Source organism: Sorangium sp. So ce362, from assembly GCF_051519845.1.
GTDB lineage: Bacteria > Myxococcota_A > Polyangia > Polyangiales > Polyangiaceae > Sorangium.
In genome coordinates, this window is record NZ_CP150332.1 from 6476111 (window position 1) to 6498903 (window position 22793).

Annotated in this window: 23 protein-coding genes; 9 read left to right on the top strand and 14 right to left on the bottom strand. The window is 72.7% G+C overall.

The window, feature by feature from the left end:
* Positions 1 to 212 precede the first annotated feature (212 nt).
* On the bottom strand, positions 213 to 1673 hold the full coding sequence (locus tag WMF17_RS24580) for a thioredoxin family protein (RefSeq protein WP_437643539.1): 1461 nt from the start codon (positions 1671 to 1673) through the stop codon (positions 213 to 215).
* A gap of 187 nt (positions 1674 to 1860) precedes the next feature.
* On the opposite strand from WMF17_RS24580, the gene WMF17_RS24585 reads away from it, so the two are divergent.
* From WMF17_RS24585 to WMF17_RS24600, 4 genes are all read left to right on the top strand, one after another.
* Entirely contained in the window at positions 1861 to 2283 is a 423-nt protein-coding gene (locus WMF17_RS24585) for a hypothetical protein (RefSeq protein WP_437643541.1), read from the top strand.
* A 267-nt stretch (positions 2284 to 2550) separates the two neighbouring features.
* Positions 2551 to 3153, top strand: coding sequence for a hypothetical protein (locus WMF17_RS24590; protein ID WP_437595556.1), 603 nt, complete (start codon positions 2551 to 2553; stop codon positions 3151 to 3153).
* A gap of 129 nt (positions 3154 to 3282) precedes the next feature.
* Positions 3283 to 5346 carry an OPT family oligopeptide transporter gene (locus WMF17_RS24595; RefSeq protein ID WP_437643543.1) on the top strand — a complete coding sequence of 688 codons (2064 nt, stop codon included), beginning with the start codon at positions 3283 to 3285 and terminating at the stop codon, positions 5344 to 5346.
* A gap of 533 nt (positions 5347 to 5879) precedes the next feature.
* Complete coding sequence (locus tag WMF17_RS24600) at positions 5880 to 6116, top strand: hypothetical protein (protein WP_437595558.1); 237 nt, start codon at positions 5880 to 5882, stop codon at positions 6114 to 6116.
* 68 nt (positions 6117 to 6184) lie between these two features.
* Here the strand turns inward: WMF17_RS24600 and WMF17_RS24605 are convergent, their stop codons facing one another.
* From WMF17_RS24605 to WMF17_RS24620, 4 genes are all read right to left on the bottom strand, one after another.
* A complete protein-coding gene (locus tag WMF17_RS24605; RefSeq protein ID WP_437643545.1) occupies positions 6185 to 7393 on the bottom strand; it encodes a PAS domain-containing protein in 1209 nt (402 codons plus the stop codon).
* 207 nt (positions 7394 to 7600) lie between these two features.
* On the bottom strand, positions 7601 to 8512 hold the full coding sequence (locus WMF17_RS24610; RefSeq protein WP_437643547.1) for an alpha/beta fold hydrolase: 912 nt from the start codon (positions 8510 to 8512) through the stop codon (positions 7601 to 7603).
* Entirely contained in the window at positions 8509 to 9141 is a 633-nt protein-coding gene (locus WMF17_RS24615; RefSeq protein ID WP_437643549.1) for a TetR/AcrR family transcriptional regulator, read from the bottom strand. Before WMF17_RS24615 ends, WMF17_RS24610 begins: the two co-directional genes overlap by 4 nt.
* 98 nt (positions 9142 to 9239) lie before the next feature.
* Positions 9240 to 9671, bottom strand: a complete 432-nt coding sequence (locus tag WMF17_RS24620) for a hypothetical protein (protein WP_437643551.1) — start codon at positions 9669 to 9671, stop codon at positions 9240 to 9242.
* 305 nt (positions 9672 to 9976) lie between these two features.
* On the opposite strand from WMF17_RS24620, the gene WMF17_RS24625 reads away from it, so the two are divergent.
* Complete coding sequence (locus tag WMF17_RS24625; RefSeq protein ID WP_437643553.1) at positions 9977 to 10660, top strand: glutathione S-transferase family protein; 684 nt, start codon at positions 9977 to 9979, stop codon at positions 10658 to 10660.
* A gap of 111 nt (positions 10661 to 10771) precedes the next feature.
* On the opposite strand, the gene WMF17_RS24630 is transcribed toward WMF17_RS24625, so the two are convergent.
* Positions 10772 to 12043 carry a hypothetical protein gene (locus WMF17_RS24630; RefSeq protein ID WP_437595566.1) on the bottom strand — a complete coding sequence of 424 codons (1272 nt, stop codon included), beginning with the start codon at positions 12041 to 12043 and terminating at the stop codon, positions 10772 to 10774.
* A gap of 335 nt (positions 12044 to 12378) precedes the next feature.
* Entirely contained in the window at positions 12379 to 14196 is a 1818-nt protein-coding gene (locus tag WMF17_RS24635; protein WP_437643555.1) for a hypothetical protein, read from the bottom strand.
* A gap of 125 nt (positions 14197 to 14321) precedes the next feature.
* On the opposite strand from WMF17_RS24635, the gene WMF17_RS24640 reads away from it, so the two are divergent.
* Positions 14322 to 14897, top strand: coding sequence for an FKBP-type peptidyl-prolyl cis-trans isomerase (locus WMF17_RS24640; protein ID WP_437643556.1), 576 nt, complete (start codon positions 14322 to 14324; stop codon positions 14895 to 14897).
* An 84-nt stretch (positions 14898 to 14981) separates the two neighbouring features.
* Here the strand turns inward: WMF17_RS24640 and WMF17_RS24645 are convergent, their stop codons facing one another.
* Positions 14982 to 15839, bottom strand: a complete 858-nt coding sequence (locus tag WMF17_RS24645; protein WP_437643558.1) for a serine/threonine protein kinase — start codon at positions 15837 to 15839, stop codon at positions 14982 to 14984.
* A 133-nt stretch (positions 15840 to 15972) separates the two neighbouring features.
* Positions 15973 to 16398, bottom strand: a complete 426-nt coding sequence (locus WMF17_RS24650; RefSeq protein ID WP_437643560.1) for a tellurite resistance TerB family protein — start codon at positions 16396 to 16398, stop codon at positions 15973 to 15975.
* 128 nt (positions 16399 to 16526) lie between these two features.
* Between WMF17_RS24650 and WMF17_RS24655 the strand changes: the two genes are divergently transcribed.
* Positions 16527 to 17282: a tetratricopeptide repeat protein gene (locus tag WMF17_RS24655; RefSeq protein ID WP_437643562.1), complete on the top strand. Its 756-nt coding sequence runs from the start codon at positions 16527 to 16529 to the stop codon at positions 17280 to 17282.
* A gap of 28 nt (positions 17283 to 17310) precedes the next feature.
* Here WMF17_RS24655 and WMF17_RS24660 read toward each other — a convergent pair whose 3' ends face one another.
* Positions 17311 to 17679 carry a hypothetical protein gene (locus WMF17_RS24660; RefSeq protein ID WP_437595573.1) on the bottom strand — a complete coding sequence of 123 codons (369 nt, stop codon included), beginning with the start codon at positions 17677 to 17679 and terminating at the stop codon, positions 17311 to 17313.
* Positions 17680 to 17689: 10 nt separating this feature from the next.
* The gene (locus WMF17_RS24665) at positions 17690 to 18046 is read right to left on the bottom strand and encodes a hypothetical protein (protein ID WP_437643564.1); all 357 of its coding nucleotides are present in this window, start codon (positions 18044 to 18046) and stop codon (positions 17690 to 17692) included.
* 187 nt (positions 18047 to 18233) lie between these two features.
* On the opposite strand from WMF17_RS24665, the gene WMF17_RS24670 reads away from it, so the two are divergent.
* Entirely contained in the window at positions 18234 to 18944 is a 711-nt protein-coding gene (locus WMF17_RS24670; protein WP_437595576.1) for a nucleotidyltransferase family protein, read from the top strand.
* Here the strand turns inward: WMF17_RS24670 and WMF17_RS24675 are convergent.
* From WMF17_RS24675 to WMF17_RS24685, 3 genes are all read right to left on the bottom strand, one after another.
* Positions 18933 to 20078 (bottom strand): DegT/DnrJ/EryC1/StrS family aminotransferase, encoded by a 1146-nt coding sequence (locus WMF17_RS24675; protein ID WP_437595578.1) that lies wholly within the window; start codon positions 20076 to 20078, stop codon positions 18933 to 18935. The two genes, WMF17_RS24670 and WMF17_RS24675, sit on opposite strands and share 12 nt — an antisense overlap.
* An 80-nt stretch (positions 20079 to 20158) precedes the next feature.
* On the bottom strand, positions 20159 to 21157 hold the full coding sequence (locus tag WMF17_RS24680; RefSeq protein WP_437595579.1) for an SDR family NAD(P)-dependent oxidoreductase: 999 nt from the start codon (positions 21155 to 21157) through the stop codon (positions 20159 to 20161).
* Positions 21158 to 21239: 82 nt separating this feature from the next.
* Positions 21240 to 21671, bottom strand: a complete 432-nt coding sequence (locus WMF17_RS24685; RefSeq protein ID WP_437595580.1) for a hypothetical protein — start codon at positions 21669 to 21671, stop codon at positions 21240 to 21242.
* Positions 21672 to 21862: 191 nt separating this feature from the next.
* Between WMF17_RS24685 and WMF17_RS24690 the strand changes: the two genes are divergently transcribed.
* Entirely contained in the window at positions 21863 to 22642 is a 780-nt protein-coding gene (locus WMF17_RS24690; RefSeq protein WP_437595581.1) for an endonuclease/exonuclease/phosphatase family protein, read from the top strand.
* The last annotated feature ends 151 nt before the right edge of the window (positions 22643 to 22793 follow it).

A 22793-nucleotide genomic window follows, 5' to 3' on the forward strand; every position in this document is an offset into this window, starting at 1 on the left:
CCTCGCGGCGCAGGGTGCTGCTCGACGCTCCTCGCCGGCATCCGGGCATGACACCTTCCGCTCATGAACCGTGGTGCTTCCCTTTCCCTCGCGCTTTCCACCTCCTCGCGACCGGGCTGAGCTCGGCGGCGACTGCCCGTGGCGGGGCGCGGGCGCCGCGGAGCTCCGTTGGCCCCCAGGCCCCCGATCGCGGCGGTTCGCGCGCCGCCGCGTCAGCGCTTCTTCGCACCGCCGCCGCGCCGGGCCTTCTCGGCCTCGGCGAGCCGCCGGCGCGCGTCGTCCAGCGCCGCCTGGCTGGCGAGGCCCTTCGGGAGCGCCTCGTAGCCGGCCACCTCCTCGCGCAGCGTCGCGACCTGCTCCGCGCCCTGCCCGAGCCGCTGCTGGATCTCCGCGCGGAGCTTCAGGTAACGCAGCCGGCGCGGGCCGTAGGCGCGGCCGATGGCGCGCTCCACCGCGGCGAGCGCCTCCGCCTCGCGGCCCATCGCGTGGAGCACCTGCGCGAGCCGCGCGGGCGGCTCGTACGACGCCGGCATCTGCGCCTCGCGCTCCTTCAACATCGCGACCGCCTCGTCGCCGCGCGAGAGCGCGAGGTACGCCATGGCCCGCCCGTAGTCGTACGCGGCGGCCGCCTCGGGCGCCTTCGCCTCCTTCGCGGCCCGCTCCAGCACGGCGAGCTTCGACTCGTTCGCCGCGCGGGCGCCGGCCGCGTCGCCGAGCGCCTGGAGCCCCTCGGCGAGCAGGCCCCACGCGTCGGCCCGGTCGTCGGCGCTCGAGTCCGCGGGCGGGCTCTCGACGATCGACCGGAGCCGGGCGACCGCGGCCTCGCGCGCGGCCCGCTGGGCCTTGCCGTCGGGGAGCGCGGCCGCGCAGGCGAGCAGGACGCTCGCGAAATCGGCGGGCAGCGCCGCGCCCTTCACCTCGCCGACGTGCGCCCTGCCGACGTCCGCGCACGCCGCCGCGTCCTTCCGACGGAGCGCCGACACGAGGCCAAGCAGCGCCTCGCTGCGCCGCGGCCACGCCTCGCCGCCCCGCGCCACGGCGCGCTGGTAGGCGGACGCCGCGGCCGCGTGGTCGCCGGCGCTGTGGGCCCGCTTCGCCTCGACCAGCAGGCGGTTCGGGTCGTCCGCGGGCAGCGCCGAGGCCGCCCGGGAATCCATCGCATGCAGCGCCTCGCGGAGCAGCTCGCGCAGCTCCTGCACCGACGCGGCGCCCCGCCAGAGCCCGACCACCTCGCCGTCCGCCGGCTCGAGGACGAAGAACGTCGGCCACACCGTCACCTCGTGCCGCTCCAGGAACGGCGCGCTCTCCGGTCGATCCGTGTCGATGTCGGCGAACACCACCCGATCGGCGAACGGGCGCAGCGACGGATCGGTCAGCACGTAATGCTTCATGCTCAGGCAGGTGTGGCACCACGGCGCCCACGCATCGACGAACAGCGCCTTGCCCTCGGCCCGGGCCTTCTCGCGCGCCCGCGGCAGGTCGTCGCGGATGAACTCGAGCGGCGGCCGCGCCGCCGCCGACGGCTCCGGCCTGGCGTCGAGCGAGGACGCCGCCGCGGCGGGCGGGGACGCCGCGGCGGCCGGGGGCGCCGACGCGCGCGGGGACGAATCGGCGGCGCAGGCGGCGAGCGAGGCGAGCGCGAGGAGAGCGGAGAGCGAGGCCGGGGAACGCACGGGCCAAGGGTAGCCCAGCAGCGGCGGTCTCGCCCTCCCTGCGACAGGCGAACCCCCACGTTGACGGGCCCTCGGCGCGGCGCGTACATATTTTTAACCGTGGGCCGACCTCGTGCTCGCCTGCGGGCGGGACGGCGGCGGCGCAGCTCGCCGGGGACGCCAGCACAACACATCAGGGGGAGCCCACATGATCGCGCGCGTGCTGAGGATAGGGGAGCATACGGTCCGCATCGGTGAACACGAGGACACCGTGGATCTGATGCTGCGGGGCGACATCTCGCCGGACGAGGTGGTGCGGCTCTTCGATTTCATCGCGTCCCATCTGGCCGGGCAGAGATACATGCTGGTCACCGGCGACGTGGTCCAGCTGGGCCGCGTTCCGGCCGAGTCCCGGAAAGCGGTCGTCAAGGAATCGGGCAGGGTGCCGCCCATCCGCGGGGTGGTCTATTACCGGGTGACCTTCGCGGGGAGGGTCATGACCGAGCTGGTGCTCCGGGGCTATGCGATCGCCACGGGGGTCGACGTCGCCGCCCACTTCGTCAACGAAGAGGCGGAGGCGCGGGCGTGGCTGGCCAGGCGGCGCGGGCAGCTCGCCCGTGAGCATCGCTGAGCCCGCCTGGCATGGCCTGGAGCGCCCGCGACGCGGCTGCGGCGCGCGCCGGACCGGCGGCTGGCGAGGGCGCGGCGGCGCGGGCGTGAGCCTGCCCGGACGGCGCGCGGGATCCGGGCCGGCGCGCGGCGTCCCTGGCGGGCTCGACCCTGCGCCGACAATGCGCCCCCCGGACCCGCGCAAAGCTGATACAGTGCCGCCGCGGTGAACGACTACGCGGGCCGGTGCGGAAGCTGCGCGGCATACACCCGGGTGCATGAGGATCCAGTGCGCGGTCGCGTCGGCGAGTGCGCCCTCGAGGTGTACCCGCCGCCGATCAAGGCGACCGCGACGTGCGCCCGCTACCGGGCCAAGGGCGCGCCGCCGCCGCCGCCTCCTCCGCGGGCCGCAGGCCAGCCCCGCGGCTCGGGCGGCAGGTCGCGGCCGGCCGAGCGGGCGCCGTTGCCGGAGCGCCGTCCCGGAGCCGCGCCGCAGCCCCTCCGTTCGCCGCTGCCAAGGGAGATCGACATCGACATGGATATCGACGAGTTCCGTCGTGTGCTGCGCGAGGTGCTGTCCGAGGAGCTCGGCGTCGGCCGCGCCGAGATGGGTGGCCGCTGGGAAGGCGGGGAGATCGTCCTCCGGCCGGGGAAGGAGGGCACGGCCGAGAAGCGCATCCCGCTCGACGTGTTCTTCCACAAGATCGTCATGCTGCGCGACAAGCTCCGCGTGCTGGAGCAGAAGATCAACGCGCACGAGGGGCTGACCGACGCAGAGAAGGTCCAGCTCCAGGCGTACATCACCGGCTGTTACGGCACGCTCACCACGTTCAACGTGCTCTTCGCCAACCGGGACGACGCCTTCGCCGGCAGCGCTCGCGATAGCGACTGAGCGGGCGCCGCGACACGAGACCAGCAATTCCGTCGCTGCCACGGAGTCCGGGGGGGGGCGCGAGGGCGCTCGGCGAAGAGCTGCACGAGGCGTCGCTCACCATGGTACAAGGTGCGCGGAGGTCGCCGGATGGCCATCAAACAGCTCACGCCCGAGCAGATCCACACCATGTCCCTCGAAGAGAAGGACACATGGTGGCTGAAGAACATCTACCGCGGCGACATGCCCCAGCTCACGTGGCGTTCGGCGGTCACGGGCATGCTCCTCGGCGCGTTCCTCTCGCTCACGAACCTGTACATCGGCGCGCGCACGGGCTGGTCTCTCGGGGTCGGGATCACGAGCGTGATCCTGGCCTTCGGGCTCTTCAAGGTGCTCTCCAGGCTGGGCCTCGGCAGCGACATGACGGTGCTCGAGAACAACGCGATGCAGTCCATCGCGACGTCGGCCGGATACATGAACGCGCCGCTCTTCACGAGCCTCGCGGCCTATTCGATGGTCACGACCACGATCATCCCCATGGGCCGGGCGATGATCTGGATGTTCATCCTCGCCATCCTCGGCGTGCTCTTCGCGTTCCCGATGAAGAAGCGCTTCATCAATGACGAGCAGCTCCCCTTCCCCGAGGGCATGGCCGCCGGCGTCGTCATGGACGCGCTGCACGAGAGCGACGCAAAGGAGGGGCTCTTCAAGGCGAAGCTCCTCCTCGGCGGCGGCCTCGCGAGCGCCGCCCTCGAGCTCCTCCGCGACGACAAGGTGATGCGCGCGCTCTTCGCGCTGAAGAGCATCCCCCATCACTACGACGAGCTCTTCTATCACGGCTGGTTCGCCGACCTGCTCGAGCGATGGGGCGTCTCGCCGGCCATCCGGGGCATCCCCCTGAACGAGCTCACGATCCGCTTCGATACAAGCATCATCTTCGTCGCCACAGGCGGACTGATGGGCATCCGGACCGGCGCGTCGCTCCTCCTCGGAGGGGTCCTCAATTACTGGATCCTCGCCCCCCTCCTGATCCAGCACGGGATCATCCTGCCGAGGAACGGGCATTACGGGTTCGGGCAGATCACGCTCTGGGCGCTCTGGGGCGGCGTCGCGTGCATGACGACGTCCTCGCTTTACGCCTTCTTCTCCAAGCCCAAGGTGATCCTCGACGCGTTCCGGGGCCTCTCCAAGAAGGGCGGAGCGAGGGACGTGCTCGCGGACATCGAGCTGCCGGTGAAGCTGTCGCTCATCGGCATCCCGATCGTCGGCCTTGTCGTCGTCGTGCTCGGGCAGCTCTGGTTCGGCATCTCCTGGTGGCTCGGGGTGCTCGCGATCCCGCTCGTGTTCATCTTCTCGCTCATCGCCGTCAACTCGACGGGCATGACGGCGATCACCCCGGTCGGGGCGCTCGGCAAGCTGACGCAGCTCACCTACGGCGTCCTCGCGCCGAAGAACATCACGACGAACCTGATGACGGCCGGGATCACGGCGGAGGTCTCGAGCAACACGGCGAACCTCTTGATGGATATCAAGCCGGGCTACATGCTCGGCGGCAAGCCGCGCCACCAGGCGATGGGGCACGTGCTCGGGGCGATCGCGGGGCTCGTGCTCTCGGTGCCTGTCTGGTATCTCGTGCTCATCCAGGGAGACATCGGGCGCTACGGGACGGAGAGGCTGCCGGTCCCGAGCGCGCTCACGTGGAAGGCCGTCGCCGAGGTGCTGATGAAAGGGATCGACTTCCTCCACCCGACCGCCAAGTCCGCGGTGGTGGTCGGGGCGATCGTCGGCATCGTCGTCGAGGTCGCGAAGCAGATCACGAAGAATCGATTCCCCCTCTCCGCGGTCGCCCTCGGGCTCGCGTTCATCCTGAACTTCACCGATATCTGGTCGATGTTCCTCGGCTCGTTCCTCTTCTGGCTCATCGAGCGGCGCGCCGCGACATGGCACAGGACGCGCGAGCGCAACGAGCGCGAAGCGCGGCTGATCGCGACGGGGCCCGGCGGGCTCACCGAGGCGCCCCCCGCGCCGGTCAAGCGGCCCTGGTACGCGCTCGCCGCCGAGAACAGCGAGGCCATCTGCGCGGGCGTGATCGCCGGGGGCTCGCTGATGGGCATCGGCCTGAGCGTGCTCGGCGTGCTGGTGCTGCCCGACGTGCTGGAAGCCGCGAGCCTCGCCAAGGCGCTCGGACAGCTCCTCGATTTCCTCCCGAAGTGAAGCGCCCTCGGTCGCCGAGCGGGCCCATCCGGCCCGCTCGCGGCCGCCTGCAGCCGCGCCTCAGTGGTGTGACAGGAATGCGCGCCCTGGAGGCCCACGGCGAGCCACGGTGGGCGCAGCGCGTCGCCCCGTCGAGGCGCTCCGCTCGGAGGCGCTCGTGGCGCGGTTCATGCAGCCTTGTTTGCGTCGCGTCAAACCGAGCTCAACGTAGGACGCGCGAGGAGAGGACCTTTCATGCCGGTGAATGCGCCCCCGTCCCGAGGAACGCCCAGCCCCGCGCCGGTCCGTGATCCCGAACCGGGTCCGCCGGTGCAGGATCCTGCGCCGAGCGAGCCGCCCCGGCGCGACCCGGATCCGGGCGAGCCGGCGCGTCGGGATCCCCCGCCCCCGCCTCCCGCGCCCGGAGAGCGCTCTCCGGAGATCGAAGACCCGCCGGCGCCGGGGCAGCCGCCCAGGGAGCCCGGAGTGATCGCGAGGGCCGGCTCCGCTTTCAGCGCCGCGTAACGTCATCCCCTAACCATCGAGAGGTGTCCATGAACACGTGTGATTGCTGCGGCAACAGCTACGACAAGGCCTTCCAGGTCATGGTGGGCGGCACGACCTACACGTTCGACTGTTTCGAGTGCGCGATACACAAGCTCGCGCCCGTGTGCGCCCACTGCGCCTGCAAGATCGTGGGGCACGGCATCGAGGCCGGCGGGGCGTTCTACTGCTGTGCGCACTGCTCCAAGCAGGAGGGCGTTCAGGGGGCGATCGATCGCGTGGCGTGAGCCGCCGCCGGGGCGGGCGGCCGTGCTGGCGCCGTGAGCCGGGTGAGGGTCCGGGATGGGGAGCGTCGTTAACGGCGCTCGGGCGCGATCTGGGTCGCGCCGGCCGCTCGCTCCTTGTTCATCTGGCGAATGCAGTGCTGGAGCGCGGCGCGGAGGTTGCCGAGGGTCGTGATCTTGTCCAGATCCAGGCCGAGGCTCACGATGGTCTGGGCGACGTTCGACCGGATGCCCGTGACGATGCCCTCGGCGCCGAGGAGCCGGATCGCGCCGACCAGATCGAGGAGGTAGCTCGCCGTCTTCGTGTCCACCATGTCGACGCCGGTGAGATCGAGGATCGCGTAGCGCGCGCCCGTGCGCACGATCGCCTCGAGGAGGGTATCCATGACCTCCGCGGTCCTCTGGCTGTCGAGGACCCCGATCATCGGCAAGGTCAGCACGCCTTCCCACACCTGGATGATGGGAGTCGACAGGTCGCGGATGACCTGCTGTTGCCGCTCGATGAGCTCCAGCTTGGTCCGGAGGTCCTGCTCCGTGCTCTTCGCCTGGCTGATATCGAGGGTGACGCCGACGACCGAGTACACCTCTCCTCGCTCGTCGCGGACGGGGATCTCCCAGTTCTCCCAGAACACCCCGTGCGTCGAGGAGAGCGAATGCGACGCCTCGCCCGCGAGCGCCCGTCGAAGCATGTCGACGCCATCGGTGCCGGCGTAGAGCTCGAACACGTTGTGGCCAAGGTGCTCCCCCTCCTGCAGCCCCGCGCCGTCGACCCCCTTGCCCTCGTGGAACGTGAACATCCCTTCCGCGTCGATCGCCCAGACGATGATCGGCAGCGTCTGCGTGACGGTCCGCAGGATCACCTCCTTCTGCTGATGGCGGCGGAGCTGCTCGCTCCGCTCCGTCACGTCCTGCCCGAACACCCCGACGCCGGTGACCTCCCCGCGCTCGTCGAGGAGGCGCTCGTGGCGCCACTCGAAGTACGCCACGCCGCCGTCCTTGCTGACGTGGCTCCACACCCGCGGCGCCGCGCCGTCCTCCGCGAGGAGCCGCCGCCACGCATCGGGGTCGCCGGACGCCGGCAAGAGGTCGTCCACGCGCCGGCCGAGCGCCTCCTCCCGCGCAGGACCGAACAGGCGCTCGGCCGCACCGTTCCAGTCCTCGATCGTGAGATCCGTGCCGTACTGGACGATCGCAAGCGGCGCCCGCTCAAAAAGGAGCGCACGCCTGCGCGCAAGCTGTCCGGCCTCGATTTCTTCCTGTGACGCAGTGGAAACGGTCATGCAAAAGAAATTTTACCCTGAACGCGTGCCGCTCGTCGAGAGCGGTCGTTACCGTCCTGCAGGCAGTACCGGCGTGCTCCGGCCACGCTGCCCGGGCGGAATCCATTGCTGCTGTAACCTCCCGAGCAGCGCCTACTACGTCAGCAGCCGTCGGATCGTCGCGATCGCGGATTTACGTCTCGCGAGCCGGCGCGCGGAAGGGGTGACTCACCCGGCCTGGGGGGCGAGCCGGGGCGACGCGGCTTCGGGCCCGAGGAAGCGCGCGATGCGCTCGCCGAGACGCGCGCGGAAGGCGTCGTCGGTGGGGGGCGAGTGGCGGCACCCCTCGAGCAGCTCGGTCTCGGCGCGCGGCAGGAGCACCCTCGCGCGCGCGAGCAGCTTGGCGCCGGGGAAGCTCACGTCGTCGTCGGCGCCGAACACGAGCGCGGGCCGCGCGAAGCCGGCGAGGGCCTCCGGCGTGGCGAGCGGCGGCACCCGCATGTCGAGCCGGTAGCTCCGCACCGCGTCGCCGAAGTAGGGGCCCCACAGGTCGTCGTGCGTGGAGAACAGCCCGGAGAGGAGGCGCGCGAGGCGCTCCTCGGAAGGGAACGCGCGGTAGAGGGCCATCGGGATGGCCACGCGCGTGAGGCCCTGCCACACCGGGCCGGACACGAGGCCGCCCGGCACGATCAGGACGAGCCGATCGATGCGGGCAGGTGCGCTCTGGGCCATGCGCAGGGCCACGAAGCCTCCCCAGCTCACGCCGAGGAGGTGGGCGCGCGCGAGCCCGAGCGTGTCGAGGACGTCGGTGAGCCACTCGGCGTAGGCGGGGCCGTCGAGCGGCAGGCGGACGTCGGCGCTCTTGACGGACTGGCCGATGACGTCGGGCGCGTAGACGCGATAGCGCGTGAGGAGCGGGCCGAGCTCGGGCAGGAGATGCGCGGAGCTCGCGAGCGCGCCGTGCAAGCAGACGAGCGGCGGGGCGTGCTCGGGGCCGGCGACGAGGACGTGCGTCGCGCCGAAGCGGGTCGAGACCTCGCGCGCTCGGGCCGGGACCGGGACCTTCTCGCGGAACCGCTCGAACCACGCGGCGATGCGCGCGCGCGCCTCTGGACTGCGAAAGATGATGGATGACGTCATCGAGCCCTCCTGACGTTGGCTGCGGGGCGGAGGCCGCAGAGGTGCTGAGCGACGAGCCGATCGAGCAGGGCGACGGGCGACGGGTGCGCGCCCTGGACCCACGCGATCAGCGCGAAATAGTAGAAGGAGAAGAACGCGACGCCGAAGAGCGCGGCGTCGGCGCCGTCGGCGACCTCCCCCCGCGCGCGGGCGGCGTCGAAGAGCGCGACGACGCGGCCGTGCACGGCGGCGACCTGCTCGGTGAAGCGCGCCTGCCACGGCGGGTCGGCGAAGAGCGCCTCGCGGAGCAGCGTCTTCGACAGCGTCGGCCTGCGGGCGTAATACGCGAAGAACGCGGCCCCGAGCCGGTGGAGCCGCTGCTCGAGGGTGCCGGGCTCGTCGTCGCGGACGGCCTCGGCCGCGGTGGCGGCGAGGTCGTCGAACAGCGCGGCGTGGAGCAGGTCGCGCTTGTCGGCGAAGTGGAGGAGGACCGTGCCCGCGGCGACGCCGGCGTCCGCGGCGATGGCGCGGACGTTCGCCGGCTCGAAGCCGTGACGCTCGAAGTGGTCGCGCGCGGTCTCGAGGATCCGGGCGCGCGTCGCATCCCTCTGGGCGTCGCGTCGGCCAGGCTTCTTAATGAACGCGTTCACTGAACGTGTTCATTACATGGAGGCGGGTGGCGCGCAAGCGGTATGGACGAGCCCGGCGCTCAGCGGGGTGAAGGGCGCCCGCGAAGCCGCGCAGGCGGCTACGATCCCGGGATGAGCGCCAGTCGCCGGCGCGCGTTCATCGGCACCACCGGCTCGGGCGGCGGCGGGGGCGGCGCGTCCGCGTAGTAGCACGTGGCGCAGTGACCCCAGAGCTCGCTCGCGTCGCGATCGCGCGCGATGAACTCGTAATCCTGGGGGGCGTTCACGGTCCTGGCGAGTCCGCCTCGCTCGTTCACCCAGTCGCGCAGGGTCGTCTTGACATGATCGACCCATTGCTCGGAGGTGAGCGGGGGCGCCTGCGTCGACGTGGTGGGCTCCCCTCTGGGCTTGGGCTTGGGGGGCGCTGTCTGCCGCTCGTAGACCGGGAGCTCTTCGTCGAAGATACCTGGCAACCAGCTCGACCACCATTGCTTCTGGCCGGTGTCTCGAAAGGCCTTGCGATCCAATGGCTCGTCGTCGACCCATCTCACGGCGCCGCGCTCGCGTAGCCAGAATGGCTGCGCGACGCGATCCGCCGTCGCCGGGTGGGGCGCCTTCGCGCTGCGCCACCGTCGCCGCATGCGGTGCATGAGGTTTGCCGTCAGGGCGGCGCCGTTCGTCTTCCTCCATGACCGATGCTCGGAGGTCGCCCCAGGGGATGCGGGCGCCTCGCCATGGGCCAAGATCCGCGGCGCACCGAGCCGCGCACCGGAGTCCGGAATATCCGCGCGGGCGCGAGCCTTTGCGCGCTGGCGCGAGCCTTTGCGCGCGGGCGCCATCGGGGTAGAGTGTGCCCGTGTATACCCTCTATATCGCCAACAAGAACTATTCGTCCTGGTCGCTTCGACCGTGGATCCTCATGCAGGAGGCCGGCATTCCTTTCGAGGAGAGGATGCTCCCGTTCGGCGATGAGGCCGTGTGGGCGCCCTTCCGCGCGCTCGCGCCGGCCGGGAAGGTCCCGACGCTCGTCGACGGAGGGCGCGTGGTATGGGATTCCCTCGCCATGGTCGAATACCTGGCCGAAAGGCACCCCGGCGTCTGGCCGCGTGACGAAGACGCCCGCGCCTTCGCGCGCTGCGCGGCCGCAGAAATGCACGCGGGGTTCGGCGTGCTCCGCTCGTTGTGCAGCATGAGCGTCGGTATTCGCGTGCGGTTGCGCGAGACGCCGCCCGCGCTCTTGCGTGACGTCGGGCGGATCTCCGCATTGTGGACCGAGGGGCTCGCGCGGTTCGGCGGGCCGTATCTCGCCGGCGACACGTTCACGGCGGTCGACGCCTTCTTCGCGCCGGTCGTCTTCCGCGTGCAGACGTACGGCCTGCCCCTCGGCGAGGCGGCGGCGGCTTACGCGGCGCGGATGCTCGATCGCCCGTCGATGCGCCGGTGGTACGCCGATGGGCTCGCCGAGACCTGGCGCGACGAGAGCCACGACGCCGAATGCCGCGCCGTCGGGGAATGGACGGCGGACCTCCGGGCGGTCTGAACCAGCCTCCCGCGCCTGCTCGAGAAAATCGCGGGGGCATGTCGGGCCCTGGCTTCGTCTTGCGGACGCAGGGCGGAACGGCTCTTCGGCGCGCTCAGGGTGAGCGCCGGCTCAGCTGGCCGCGGCGGACGGTTGCGCCTGGGAGCGCGCGCGGAGGCGCTGCTTGGCGGAAGGGCCGCCGGGGTGGCGGACCGAGGCGACGGCGCGATCCATGGCGTCGCACCAGTAGCGCGCGACGTCCTCGCGGTCGGTGAGGAGGGCGTCGATGGGGCCGTGGTCGCTCTCGATCTCGACCGCGAAGCGGTCGCCGCGGGGCTGCACGCCGACGCCGTGGACCTCCCCGGCGGAGATGGCGGCCCCGAGCCTGCCCTCGGGGCGCAGGTCGATGGCGCCGGTGCGGCTCACCCAGGGGGCGACGACGAAGCGGCCCGGCCCGAAGGACACCACCGGGGCCGAGCGCGCCGCATACCGGGACGAGAACCGGGCGACGCCGAGGAAGGCGTAGCCCGCGAGCGAGAGCAGCGCGGCGGCGCTGCCGACGCCGATCGCGATGCCGCTGTCGCCCGCGGCGGCGCTCCGCATGGTCTGGATCCACAGCACGAGCGCGGCGACGAGCAGCACGGCGCCGATGAGCGCGTTGCGGCTCGCGGCCGCGCGCGGTCCCTGGCTCGCGTGGTCCCGCACGACGAGGAGCTCGCCCTCGCTCCGGATCGCGAACCGCGCCAGCGCGGCGGCCGTCAGCGCGGGGGCCGGCGCAGCCTCCGGGAGGGGCCGCGGGGCGATGGCGCCGGGCGGCTCGGCGCCGCGCGCCGTCGCCAGCGGGACGCGCAGCGCGGCCGCGAGCGGCGCCGCCACCGCCTCGACGAGCGCCTCCGCCCGGCCGGGATCGAGGTCCTGCGCCTCGGCGACGAGCAGGCGCTGGGCTGCCGCGGGGCGCGTGGGCGTGGGCGGGGCGAGCGCGAGCCAGGCGGCAACGTGGGTCCGCTCGCGCGCGCACGTGGGGGCGGCGCAGCACGGGCGCTGCTCCGCGGTCACCTCGACGCGCACGGCGTCGCGCGACTCGGCCGCGCCCTCCCCTGCCCCGCCCGCGCCCGCGAGCCGCAGCGGCGCGAGCCGGAGGGCGCTCGCGCCGCGCTCGATCCGGAGCCAGACGGGGTCGCGCGGCGCCGGGCCGAAGCGCGCGTCCTTGTCGCGCTGCGGCGCGCCGAGCTCCGGCGCTGCGCGGAGGAGCAGCGGTGGGCCGTCTCCCTCCGCGGCGAGAGCGCGCGCCGCGCCGGCCGGATCGCCGAACGGATCGAGCGCAGGGACGGAGCTGTCGACCTCGAGAGAGCGGAGGGCACGCGCGACCTCCGCCTCGAATACTGCGGTGCTCGGCTCGGGCATGACGGCACGTTTGCCCCGGCTGCGCTGGGTTGTAAAGCGGGCCCGTCCGCGCGCCAACGCCGGGCGCCCGCTCTCCTGCCCCGGCCCCTGCTACCGCGCGCGCGGAGCCGGCCGCGGCTCGCGCGGAGCCGGCTCCCCGGCGCCGGCGCGACAGGAGCGCGCCGAGCGCGGCGAGCGGCAGCGCTCCAGGAGCCTCCGACGGCCGGCCGCCGCCCGAGCAGGAGCAGCCGGCGTCGCTCTCGGGCTCGTCCACGACGTGCACGCGGGGCTCGACCAGGCCGCGAACCCGGCCTCGATGCCGGTGGCGGCGAAGCCGGAGACCCCTCATCATCGTCTCAGCGGCCCTGCAGCACGACCTCGAGCTCCTCGGGCGCCGCGCTCCCCTCGAGGGGCAGCGTCACCTCCACCCCCTCGTGGACCGGCAAGGTCGCCGCGATGGGCCAGGCGCGCGGCGCCCCTCCTTCGCCCGCCGCGACCTCGCGCAGCGTGACGCCACGCAGCGGAGCCACGCCGCCGTTGAAGAGGCACGCCCGTAGCCGGCCCTCCTCCACGGCGACCGAGCATGCGACGACGTCGGCCGTCGCACGCCGGATCCGCCCGAGCTTCTCCTCCTCCCCGGACGCGGCGGGCAGGAGCGACAGGAGCGCGTCGCGGGCGCGCGGGTCGCGGAGCCAGGCGAGCATCATCGCCGCGTGGATGCGCACCACGCGGTAGCGCGCGCGCGTCAGCGCGAAGAACGCGTCGGGCGACGCCACCCCGGTCTCGCCGTTGAGCAGGCCCGTCACCCCCGGCTCGATCTTGACCTCCGTCCCGGGCGCCTCGACGTGCCACTTCACCGCGCGCCCCGGCCCGAGCGCGCCCTCCCAGAACAGACCGCGCTCGGTGATCCCGGCGCGCTCGCCGCGGCGATTGCGCCGCGCGAACGTGAGCAGCACGCGGAAGTCGCTCACGGGAGCGCCGCTGTTGTTGACGACCGCGAGCTCGAAATCGTAGCGGCCACGCGCCGGCCGCGGCGGGCGCCCGCCCCCATCGCGGCCGGCATCGCCCGGCTCCGCCGCCGTCCCGCCAGGCTCCGCGGCGGCCTCGTCGTCCTCCACCCGGTTTCGCCGCAGGATCGGCGCGATCACCCCGGCGCCATCGTCGGGCCCGGTCGAGCCGAGCACGCTGAGGATGGGCACCCCCTGCCGCCAGAGCGGCGAGTCGGCGCGGTCGCAGAGGCAGTGCGGGAACGACGGCTCGGCGCGCTCCCGGGCCTCGCTCGCGAGGAGCGCTGCAGCGGCTCCGCGGGCCGCCGGGCCGACGCCGCGCGCCGCCCGTCGCTCGGCCGGAGGCAGGTCGCGGGGCGCCGCGAACCGCTGCACGAACGCCATCGTGGCCACGATGCCGACCACGGCGAGCGCCGCGGGCACGAGCACGCGGGCCCGGAGCGGGAGGGCGTCGAACCCCTCCTCACCGCCGCGCTCACGCCCGGGCTGCGCGCCGAGCGGCGTCGGTCGGGGCGCGAACACGGGCGCGGCCGGCGCGTCGGGGGTCGAGGCCGCGAGGCGGTCCGACGCGAAGCCCATGCGGCGCGACAGCTCCGCCACGAGCGCGTCGCGCAGGCGATCCGAGGGCAGCCCTCCCCAGGTCACGAGCCGCGCGGCGAAGCGCAGCGCGAGCCAGGTCGCGAGCGCGACGAGGAGCGCGAGCGACGCGGTGCCGAGCGGGCCGCTCGCGAGATAGTCGGGGGACAGGGCGGCCGCGAGCACGCCGACCGGCGCCGGCGCGATCCAGCTCGCCGCGCGGGCGCGGAGGCGCGCGCGGTAGGCACTTTCCATCGCCTCCATCGCCGCCGGCGAGATCACGCCGGGCACGCCGGGGAGATCGCCCTCGAAGCGCGCGAGGACGAAGCAGTTGTGCGGCGAGCACGCGGACGGATCGAGCGCCACGCAGAGCGCCTTGCCGCGACGGAAGAGGCCACGGATCGCGGTGTAGGGGACCCCGAAGCGGACCGGCGCCGCCACGGCGCCCAGGGCGAACCCCTCGGCGTAGCCGGCGACACGGACCAGCTCGACCTCGAGCTCCGTCTCGGCGCAGGTGAAGCGCATGGCGCCGACGGCGTTGGCGCCTCCCTCGGCGATCGCCAGGGCAGCGACGGAGAACGCACGAGCCAAGGTGGCCGCACCCTAACCGCGCGGGCCGGAGCGCCGCAACGGAAACCCGGCCCGCCCCCCCCCGGGACCCGGGCGCGGCGGGAGACCGTTGATCGGGCCGCGCGGGGTGCGTAAGAGGTGGCGGCATGAAGCCTTTCCAAATCGTCCTCGGCCTCTCCTGCGCCATCCTCCTCGGTCCGGTCGCGGGCTGCGAGGACAAGGTCCCCGAACCGGACCTGCCGCCGGGCAGCGCCGTGCCGCAGGTGAAGCCCGCCGAGCCGGAGCCCGCCGACCTCATCAAGGAAGACACCGTCGTGGGCACCGGCCCGGAGGCGAAGGACGGCGACAGGGTCCGCGTCCACTACACAGGGCGCCTGCTGAAGACCAACGCCGAGTTCGACTCCTCCGTCGGCCGGGAGCCGTTCGTGTTCGCCCTCGGCAATACGGAGGTCATCAAGGGCTGGGACCTGGGCGTGGTCGGGATGAAGGTGGGCGGCAAGCGCAAGCTCACGATCCCCTCGCGCCTCGCCTACGGTGAGTCGGGCAGCCCGCCGAAAATCCCGGGCAAGGCGACGCTCGTCTTCGACATCGAGCTGCTCGGCATCGGCGACGCGGCGAACGACGCAGCCGCCCCCGCGGCCGACAAGGCCGGAAAAACCGCGCCCGCGGCCGGCAAGGCGGCCAAGGGCGATAAGCCCGCCGCCGCGCCGGCCGAGAAGTAAGGAGGAGCCCAAGGACGAGGTGCGCCGCGGGCGCCGCGAGAGAGGTGTAGCCCGGAATGCGCCGCGGGCGCACCGGAGAGCGCGCTACGTCCAGCGGAGCTGCCGCAGGTCGTCCCAGACGTCACGCGCGGAGAAATAGCGGTAAGCGTCGCGGCGGCGCAGCAGCTTGGCGATCACCTGGCTCAGCGGCGTGCCGAGCGCCTCGGCCTTCTGCCGCGGGGCCCCCTCGGCGATCTGCCGCGTGATCTCCTCGTAAGGGGCGTTCACGTCGATGGCCGGCTGGCCGGTGTGCATCTGGTACATGAGAAGCCCGAGCTGGTAGAGGTCGCTCTGCGTCGTCGTGTAGCCCGCCGTCACGAGCTCGGGCACGAGGATCTTCGGGTTCGCGACCTGCGGGCGGAACCAGCGGGTGACGCCGTCGAGCTGGTGGGCCACGCCGAAGTCGGTGAGCTTGACGAGCGGCCTGTGGTCGAGCTGGGAGATGAGCACGTTGCCCGCGTGCAGGTCGGCGTGCACGACGCCGTTGTCGTGCAGGTACTGCAGCGTCATCAGGAGCTGGCGCGCGAGCTCCAGGAGCAAGGGCGGCTGGAACGGGGTGCCCAGCAGCGCCCGGAGGCTCGTGTCGCACCGCTCGAGCGCCAGGTAGAAGAGGTAGTTCACCTCGAACGCGTCGTGGATGTAGACGATGTTCGGGTGGCGGAAGCTCTCCAGGCGGAGCATCTCGCGCGACCACTCCTCCTTGACGACCTGGTAGGGCTTGTTGGCCGGCCGCAGCATCTTCAGGGCGTACACCTGGTCGAACGGCCCGCTGCACTCGTACACCGAGCCATACTGGCCGTCGCCGATGAGCGCCCCGATCATGTACGTGCCCCGGGTGGAGGTCAGCGCAGAGCCCGGCACCGGAAACGGGATCAGGAAGCTGCCAGTCGAGGACCAGGTCACGGCGACGCCATCGTAACCGAAAACGACGGCGCCCGTTCACCCCGCGGCGCTCGCCCCGCCCTGAAGCACGCCCCCGCGGCCGAGCAAACCCCCGGGGCGGCCCGGGCGCAGCGCGCCGAGGGCGGCCGGACGCTCATGAAGCGGCGAGCTTCCGCAGGACGTCCGCGGCCTCGGCCTGATCGAGCTCGAGCGCCGCGGCGACGTCGAGCAGGAGCTCGCGCTCGCTGGTCCTGACGATCCCGTCGGAGACCACGACCTGGGCGGCCAGGAAAAAGGCGACCTTCCGGGCCTGCGGGGTGGCGAGCCGCTCCTTGAGCGACGCAAGCCGGGCGACGCGGCCCTCCTTCTGGAGCTGCTCCACCACGGTACGGATGAGCTCATCCATCGTGCTCGGCGGGATCCGGCGGTCCGTGAGCGACTCCACGCTCCGTGCGAAATGCACCCTCTCCTCCTGGCTGAACTCGCCGTCGGCGAACGCCGCGAGGAACATCAGCTCGACGAGCGCCTCGAGGTTGGGCTCGTCAAGCGTTTGCAGCGGAGGAGGGCTCATGAGCGGCATCGGATCCGTCTACACCGAGGCCCGGCGGGGGACCAGCCCCCGGCGCGCCCCCGCCCCCGGTGCGTCCGGGGCAAACGCCTCCGCGGGCGGCGTTGGGAGAGGGCGACCGGTGTGTCATGAGTTCGAGGATGCACGTGCGTGAACTCGCCCAGGCGGCGCTCCTCGGCGCGCTCCTCCTCTGCGGCTGCGGCGGCGCGGCCACGACCACGCCGCGCCACGCCGCGGGGCCCCTCCGGCCTGCCACCGCGGCGACGCCGCCCGCCGCGGCGCCAGCCGAAGCCGCCCCACCGCCGTTCCGGCTGCCCTGCGAGCGGGACGATCTCGTGGGCTGCACGAACGGCTGCGCCGACCGCCAGATCGAGGACTGCGTGACGCTCGGATCGATGTACCTGGGCGGCGCGATCGTCTCGGTCGACGTGGGGCGGGCGATGGGGCTGTTCAAGGCGGCGTGCGCCGAAGGGAGCGCGCGGGGCTGCCTGCGGCTCGGCGACGCGTACCACGATCGGCTCGCGCCCCCCGACAGAGCCGACGGGGCGAGCGGGGCAGACGCGGCGGACGTGGCGGACGAGGCGGCGCTCTACTGGCACGCGCGCGCGTGCCACGCGGGCGCGAACCTCGGCTGCCTCGCGGCCGGCAGGGCCTACCTCCACGGCCAGGGCGCGAGCGCCGACGCCGGGCGCGCGGCCGCGCTGTTCCAGCGCGTCTGCGAGCGCGGCAACGCCCCCGCCTGCGTCGAGCTCGGGCACCTCCACGCGCAGGGCGAAGGCGTGAAGCGCGACGGCCCGAAGGCGGTCGAGCTGTTCACCAAGGCGTGCAAGCTCGGCCTGGACGAGGGGTGCCTGCTGGCGAGCCGGTCCGGCGACGTCCTCCCGCCGCGCGACTGACGCGAGCGCCGGCGCGGCCCGAGGGGCGTCAGTCGGTCCGACGGCGCAGGGCGATGTCCAGCGCCGCCGTGATCATCGCGGTGAGCTGCGTGTCCGAGACGCTCTCGGACGGGAGCACGACGAGCTCCGCGCCGATGCGCCGCGACAGCTCGATGAACCCCTCCGGATCGAACGCCCGCACGTCCTGGGTCATCACGATGGCCAGCGGGTTCAGCCAGGCCGCGCTCCCGCGCAGCGACACGAGATCGCACGCGAGCAGGTCGGCGCCCTCGACGAAGACCAGCCGGCGGCAACGCTCCGCGAGCTGCTCGCTGGCGCTCACGATCAGCACGACCGAGGCAGAGGCCGTCCGCATGCTGCGCCCCGCGGGGCGCGTCGGCAATTCGCGCGTGCTCATCGCAGCGAGGTCAGCGCTCGAGGAGCGGACGCCGGTAGGGGACGGGCCCGTCGCCCTCGCCCCGAGCCCGCGCGCGCTCCTCGTCGGCGAGGGCGAGGTCCATGACGAAGGAGCCGAACGACAGCCGGAAATCCCGGTCGTTCGGCTTTGTCGCGTAGAAGGCGAGCAGGGAGAGCACGCTCCCGATCTGCGCCGCGGCCGGGTCGTCCGGGCACGCGCTGAAGCGGTCGGCGAGCGTGCAGAGCTGCCGGAAGAGCGGACCGCCCGGGTGCGGGCCGGCGCTGCACATGGCGAAGGTGCCGCTGCCGCGATATCCGAGCTTCCGGCGCTTCCTTCCGGGGGTACGGGACGGGGGGACCATCGTCATGATTGCTGCCCAAGCCGCCTGTGAAGGTTGAATCGCGCCGCGCAGGGGCTGACCTGCCGCGGGACGCTCTCCATCACTAAAGAGCAGCCGGAAGAGAGTCAATCGGAGAGGACGCGGCGGGCCAGATGAGCGCGAAAATCTGCGGAATGGTCCCCCGTCCGACCAGCGCGTGGGTATACGTCACCGCATGAAGGCAGTCGTGCTCGCCGGCGGCAAAGGCTCCCGGCTCCGCCCCTACACCGCCCTTATCCCGAAGCCGCTGATGCCGATCGGCGATCACACGATCGTCGAGATCCTCCTCCGGCAGCTCGCGCGCGCCGGGGTCACCGACGTGGTGATGTGCGTCGGCCACCAGGCCGCCCTCATCGAGGCGGTCGCCGGCGAGGGGAGGCGGTACGGGCTGCGCCTCTCCTACCAGCGCGAGGACACGCCGCTCGGGACCGTGGGTCCGCTCCGGGTCATCGAGCGGGACCTGCCGGAGCGCTTCCTCGTGATGAACGGCGACATCCTCAGCGACATCGACTTCGCGGCGCTCCACCGCACGGGCGAGGCGGCCGGAGCGCCGCTCGCCGTCGCCGTCTGCGAGCGCGCCTCGAAGATCGACCTGGGCGTGCTCGACCTCGGCCCCGAGGGGCGCGTCGTCGGGTTCCGCGAGAAGCCCACGTACACGTTCTGGGTCAGCATGGGCATCTACGCGATGAGCCGCGCCGTGCTGCGCTTCATCCCGGAGGGCCGGCCGTTCGGGTTCGACGACCTCATGCACGCGCTGCTCGACGCCGGCGAGCAGGTGGCCACCTTCCCCTTCCGGGGCCACTGGCTCGACATCGGCAGGAGCGACGACTTCGCCGAGGCGCAGGAGGAGTTCGAGAAGAACCGGCAGCGGTACCTACCGGAGTGACGCGGCGAGCGCCTCGCACACGGCGTCGACGTCGGCGTCCTGCATGCGCGGGTGGAGCGGGAGCGTGAGCTCGCGGCCCGCGATCGCGTCCGTCCGCGAGAGCCCCTCCTTGCGCACCCGGTCCGAGGCGCCGTGGTGCGAGAAGCGGTGGATCGGCGTGTAGTGCACGCTCGTCTGGACGCCGCGCGCCTTCATGGCCTCCATGACGGCCTCGCGCGAGGCGCCCTCGGGCAGGAGCACCGGCATGAGGTGGTGTGCGCTCTCGCCCAGCGCGCGCGCGTAGAAGTCGCGGTACGGGAGCCCGACGCCCGGCAGGCCGGCGAGGCGCTCGTGGTAGCGCGCCACGAGCGCCCGCCGCCGCGCGTTGCCCGCCGCGAGCCGTCCGAGCTGCACGACGCCGATGGCGCTGCGGATCTCGTCGATGCGGTAGTTCATGCCGGCGGCCATGACGTCGTACGTGAACGCGTGCCCCTTGTGCCGGTCGAGGGTCAGCGTCGTCATCCCGTGCGCGCGGAGGAGCCGCATGCGCGCGAGGAGCGCGTCGTCCTTCGCGATCACGGCGCCCCCCTCGCCGACCGCGAGGTTCTTGTTCGAGAAGAAGCTCAGGCAGCCGACGTCGCCCAGCGTCCCGAGCGCCCTGCCCCGGTAGCTCGCGAGCGGCGCGTGCGCCGCGTCCTCGACCACGGCGATCCCCCGCTCGGCCGCGATCGCGGCGATCGCGTCCATGTCGCAGGGGTAGCCGGCGTAATGGACGACCGCGATGGCCCGCGTCCTCGGGGTGATCTTGCGGGCGATGTCGGCGGGGTCGACGCCGAGGTCGTCGTCGCCGACGATGTCGGCGAGCACCACGTTCGCGCCGCACTGGAGCGCGGCGTTGGCGGTCGCCACGAACGTGAGGCTCGGGCAGATCACCTCGTCGCCGGGGCCCACCGAGAGCGCCGTGTACGCGAGGTGCAGCGCGGCGGTGCAGTTCGTCACGGCGAGCACCCTCGGGGTGCCGAGCGCCTCGCCGAGCTTCTGCTCGAACTGCGCCGTCCGCTCCCCCATCGTCAGCCAGCCCGACGCGACGACCTGCCGCGCGGCCTCCGCTTCTTCAGGCCCGAACGAGAGATCGCTGAGAGGTATCTTCCACATGGCGTTCCATCCATCCCGCCGGCCCCGCGCCGGGAGACCGAGCGCGTGAAGCGCCCGCCCGGACGGCGCGGCGTCGTGCGTCAGATCGCGTACTCGCGGGGCCGGTACTCGGCGAGGTGGCGCTCGACATAGGCGTACGTGCGCGCGAGCCCCTCCTCGAGCGGCACGCGGGGCGCGTAGCCGACGAGCTCCGTGGCCCGGCGGAAATCGGCGAGCAGCACCATCACCTCGCTCGCGTCGGGGCGCACCCGGGCCTCGTCCGTCACGAGCTCCGCGCGCTTGCCGGTCACCTCGAAGATGAGCCGGACGAGATCGCCGATGGAGATGGCGCGCCCGCTCCCCACGTTGAGCGTCTGCCCCACGGCCCGCGCGCTCGAGCCGACGAGGAGGAAGCCCGCGACGGTGTCGGACACGAAGTTGAGGTCCCGCACCGGCGCGGTGCTCCCGATGCGGAGCGCGGCGCTCCCGGCGGCGAGCTGCTGCATCACGCTCGGGATGATCGCGCGCGACGACTGCCGCGGGCCGTAGGTGTTGAACGGCCTGATCGTCGCGACCTCGAGGCCGAAGGAGAGGTGGTAGCTCTCGGCGAGCTTGTCGGCGCCGATCTTCGTGGCCGAGTACGGGGACTGGCCGGTCAGGGGGTGGGCCTCGTCGATCGGGGTGTAGCGCGCGGTGCCGTAGGTCTCGCTCGTCGAGGTGTGGACCACGCGCGCGCCGTGCTCGCGCGCCGCTTCGAGGACGTTCAGCGTGCCCTGCACGTTCGTCGCCACGTACTGCTGCGGGGCCACGTACGAGTACGGGATGCCGATCAGGGCCGCGAGGTGGAACACGACGTCGGCGCCGCGCACGAGCGACCGGACCGCGCCCGCGTCCTCCACGTTGCCGGGGACGATCTCCACCTGCGCGAGGACGTCCTCGGGGAGCCGGTCGAGGTGCCCGCGTCGCGAGCCCGAGGTGTACCGGACGAGCGCCCGCACGCGCGCGCCCTCCCGGACCAGCGCCTCGACGAGGTGGCTGCCGATGAACCCGCCGGCGCCGGTCACGACGGCGCGCTTGCCGCGATAGAAGCCTTCGCTCACGGCCGCGTCCGTGGCCTCTGCGGGTGCGCGCGTCAAGCGCGTACCGACGCGCGGGGCTCGCGGCCGGGCGGCGCCGCCGCGATCACTGGATCTGGATCTGGTCGGTGGGCGTGTTGCCCGCCCCCTCCGGGGTCCCGATCTCGCGGTGCACGCAGAGCCCCTGCTTGCAGTAGGACTGCGGCGGGCTCTTGCAGTCGACCTTGGGCTCCTCGCACTTGCCCGTCTTGTAGCTCTCCGCGAGGGGCTTGATCTTGTCGAAGGTCGCATTGCTGATGGGCTTCGCACAGCCCGGCCACTCGCTCTGGCGGCAGTCGACGTCCGTGTTGCAGTGCTGCGCCTTGTTCACCATCTCGAAGGCGTCGCCGCGGAGCTTGTCGCACTCCTTGGGCTCCATCTTGCTGTCGCAGCCGGCGAGCAGCGCGAGCAGGACGAGGCATCCGGCCAGGCGGAGCGGGGTTCGAGATCGGAAGGAGGCCGTTCCAGGCCGCCCCCTTCGAGGAGCACTCGCGATCATTCAAGGTTCTCCCGGTCAAGGTCGCCCTTCCGCGCCGGAAGGGAGCGGCTTGCGCCGAGCCCTTCGTATCACGGCTGGATTCGGGCGCGCAGCTGGCGTAGCCCGTCGGCATGGTTCTTCCTCGAGAAGGCGTCGGGGCCGGCGGCGCCGTACACGGCGGTTCCGGCGCGGCTGCCCGGAGTTGCCTCCGGGTGCTCACCCTGAACATCTGGAACCGCCACGACCCGTGGGAGGCGCGCCTCGGCCTCATCCGGAAGGGCGTTCGCGAGCTCGATCCCGACGTGGTCGGGCTCCAGGAGGTGCTGTCGCATGAGGGCCGGTCGCTGGCCGACGACATCGCCGAGGGGCTCGGCTACGAGGCCGCGTTCGGCGCCGCGCACGACCTCGGCGGCGGCGTGCTCTTCGGCAACGCCGTGCTGTCGCGCTGGCCGATCGGGCGGAGCCAGGCGTTCCCCCTGCCCACGGGCGAGACCGACGAGAAGCGCTCGATCCTGCTCGCCGAGCTCGCGTCGCCCCGCGGCGTGATCCCGTTCTTCGTCACCCACCTGAACTGGAAGTTCCACCACGGCGCCGTGCGCGAGGCGCAGGTGGCGGCCGTGGCCGAGATCGTCATGCGCGAGGCGCCCATGGAAGGCCTGCCGCCCATCGTCGTCGGCGACTTCAACGCGCAGCCCGAGTCCACGGAGATCCGGTTCATGAAGGGGCTGCACGCCCTGAACCAGAAGAGCGTGTACTTCGCCGACACCTTCGATCAGACGGGCAAGGGCCCCGGGTTCACCTTCGATCCCCTGCGGAACCCGTTCGCGGCGATCACGAACGAGTACCCGCGCCGCATCGACTACGTCTTCGTCCGCGGTCCGGACGAGCAAGGGCGGGGCAAGCCGCTCTCGTCGCGGGTCGTCCTCGAGGAGCTCGAGGACGGCGTCGCCGCGTCGGATCATTACGGGGTGCTGTCGGAGATCTCGCTCTAGGACTCGCGACCCCCGGCATCCTCGGAGGATGCCCTGTTCACGTGTACACTGGCGTCATGTCGACCCCTCGAGCCCCGGGTGACGGCCCGCCGAGCCCGCCCGGCGCTCCCGGCGAGTGCTCGGCTCCCCTGCCCGCTGCCCCTCTGCGTGT

Bases quoted from the DNA above. Each gene is read 5' to 3' on its own strand.
- WMF17_RS24660 (WP_437595573.1), bottom strand. From the start codon at position 17,679: ATGAGCACGCGCGAATTGCCGACGCGCCCCGCGGGGCGCAGCATGCGG.
- WMF17_RS24655 (WP_437643562.1), top strand. From the start codon at position 16,527: ATGCACGTGCGTGAACTCGCCCAGGCGGCGCTCCTCGGCGCGCTCCTC.
- WMF17_RS24600 (WP_437595558.1), top strand. From the start codon at position 5,880: ATGAACACGTGTGATTGCTGCGGCAACAGCTACGACAAGGCCTTCCAG.
- WMF17_RS24640 (WP_437643556.1), top strand. From the start codon at position 14,322: ATGAAGCCTTTCCAAATCGTCCTCGGCCTCTCCTGCGCCATCCTCCTC.
- WMF17_RS24675 (WP_437595578.1), bottom strand. From the start codon at position 20,078: ATGTGGAAGATACCTCTCAGCGATCTCTCGTTCGGGCCTGAAGAAGCG.
- WMF17_RS24585 (WP_437643541.1), top strand. From the start codon at position 1,861: ATGATCGCGCGCGTGCTGAGGATAGGGGAGCATACGGTCCGCATCGGT.
- WMF17_RS24670 (WP_437595576.1), top strand. From the start codon at position 18,234: ATGAAGGCAGTCGTGCTCGCCGGCGGCAAAGGCTCCCGGCTCCGCCCC.
- WMF17_RS24595 (WP_437643543.1), top strand. From the start codon at position 3,283: ATGGCCATCAAACAGCTCACGCCCGAGCAGATCCACACCATGTCCCTC.
- WMF17_RS24685 (WP_437595580.1), bottom strand. From the start codon at position 21,671: ATGATCGCGAGTGCTCCTCGAAGGGGGCGGCCTGGAACGGCCTCCTTC.
- WMF17_RS24630 (WP_437595566.1), bottom strand. From the start codon at position 12,043: ATGCCCGAGCCGAGCACCGCAGTATTCGAGGCGGAGGTCGCGCGTGCC.
- WMF17_RS24605 (WP_437643545.1), bottom strand. From the start codon at position 7,393: ATGACCGTTTCCACTGCGTCACAGGAAGAAATCGAGGCCGGACAGCTT.
- WMF17_RS24650 (WP_437643560.1), bottom strand. From the start codon at position 16,398: ATGCCGCTCATGAGCCCTCCTCCGCTGCAAACGCTTGACGAGCCCAAC.
- WMF17_RS24610 (WP_437643547.1), bottom strand. From the start codon at position 8,512: ATGACGTCATCCATCATCTTTCGCAGTCCAGAGGCGCGCGCGCGCATC.
- WMF17_RS24665 (WP_437643564.1), bottom strand. From the start codon at position 18,046: ATGACGATGGTCCCCCCGTCCCGTACCCCCGGAAGGAAGCGCCGGAAG.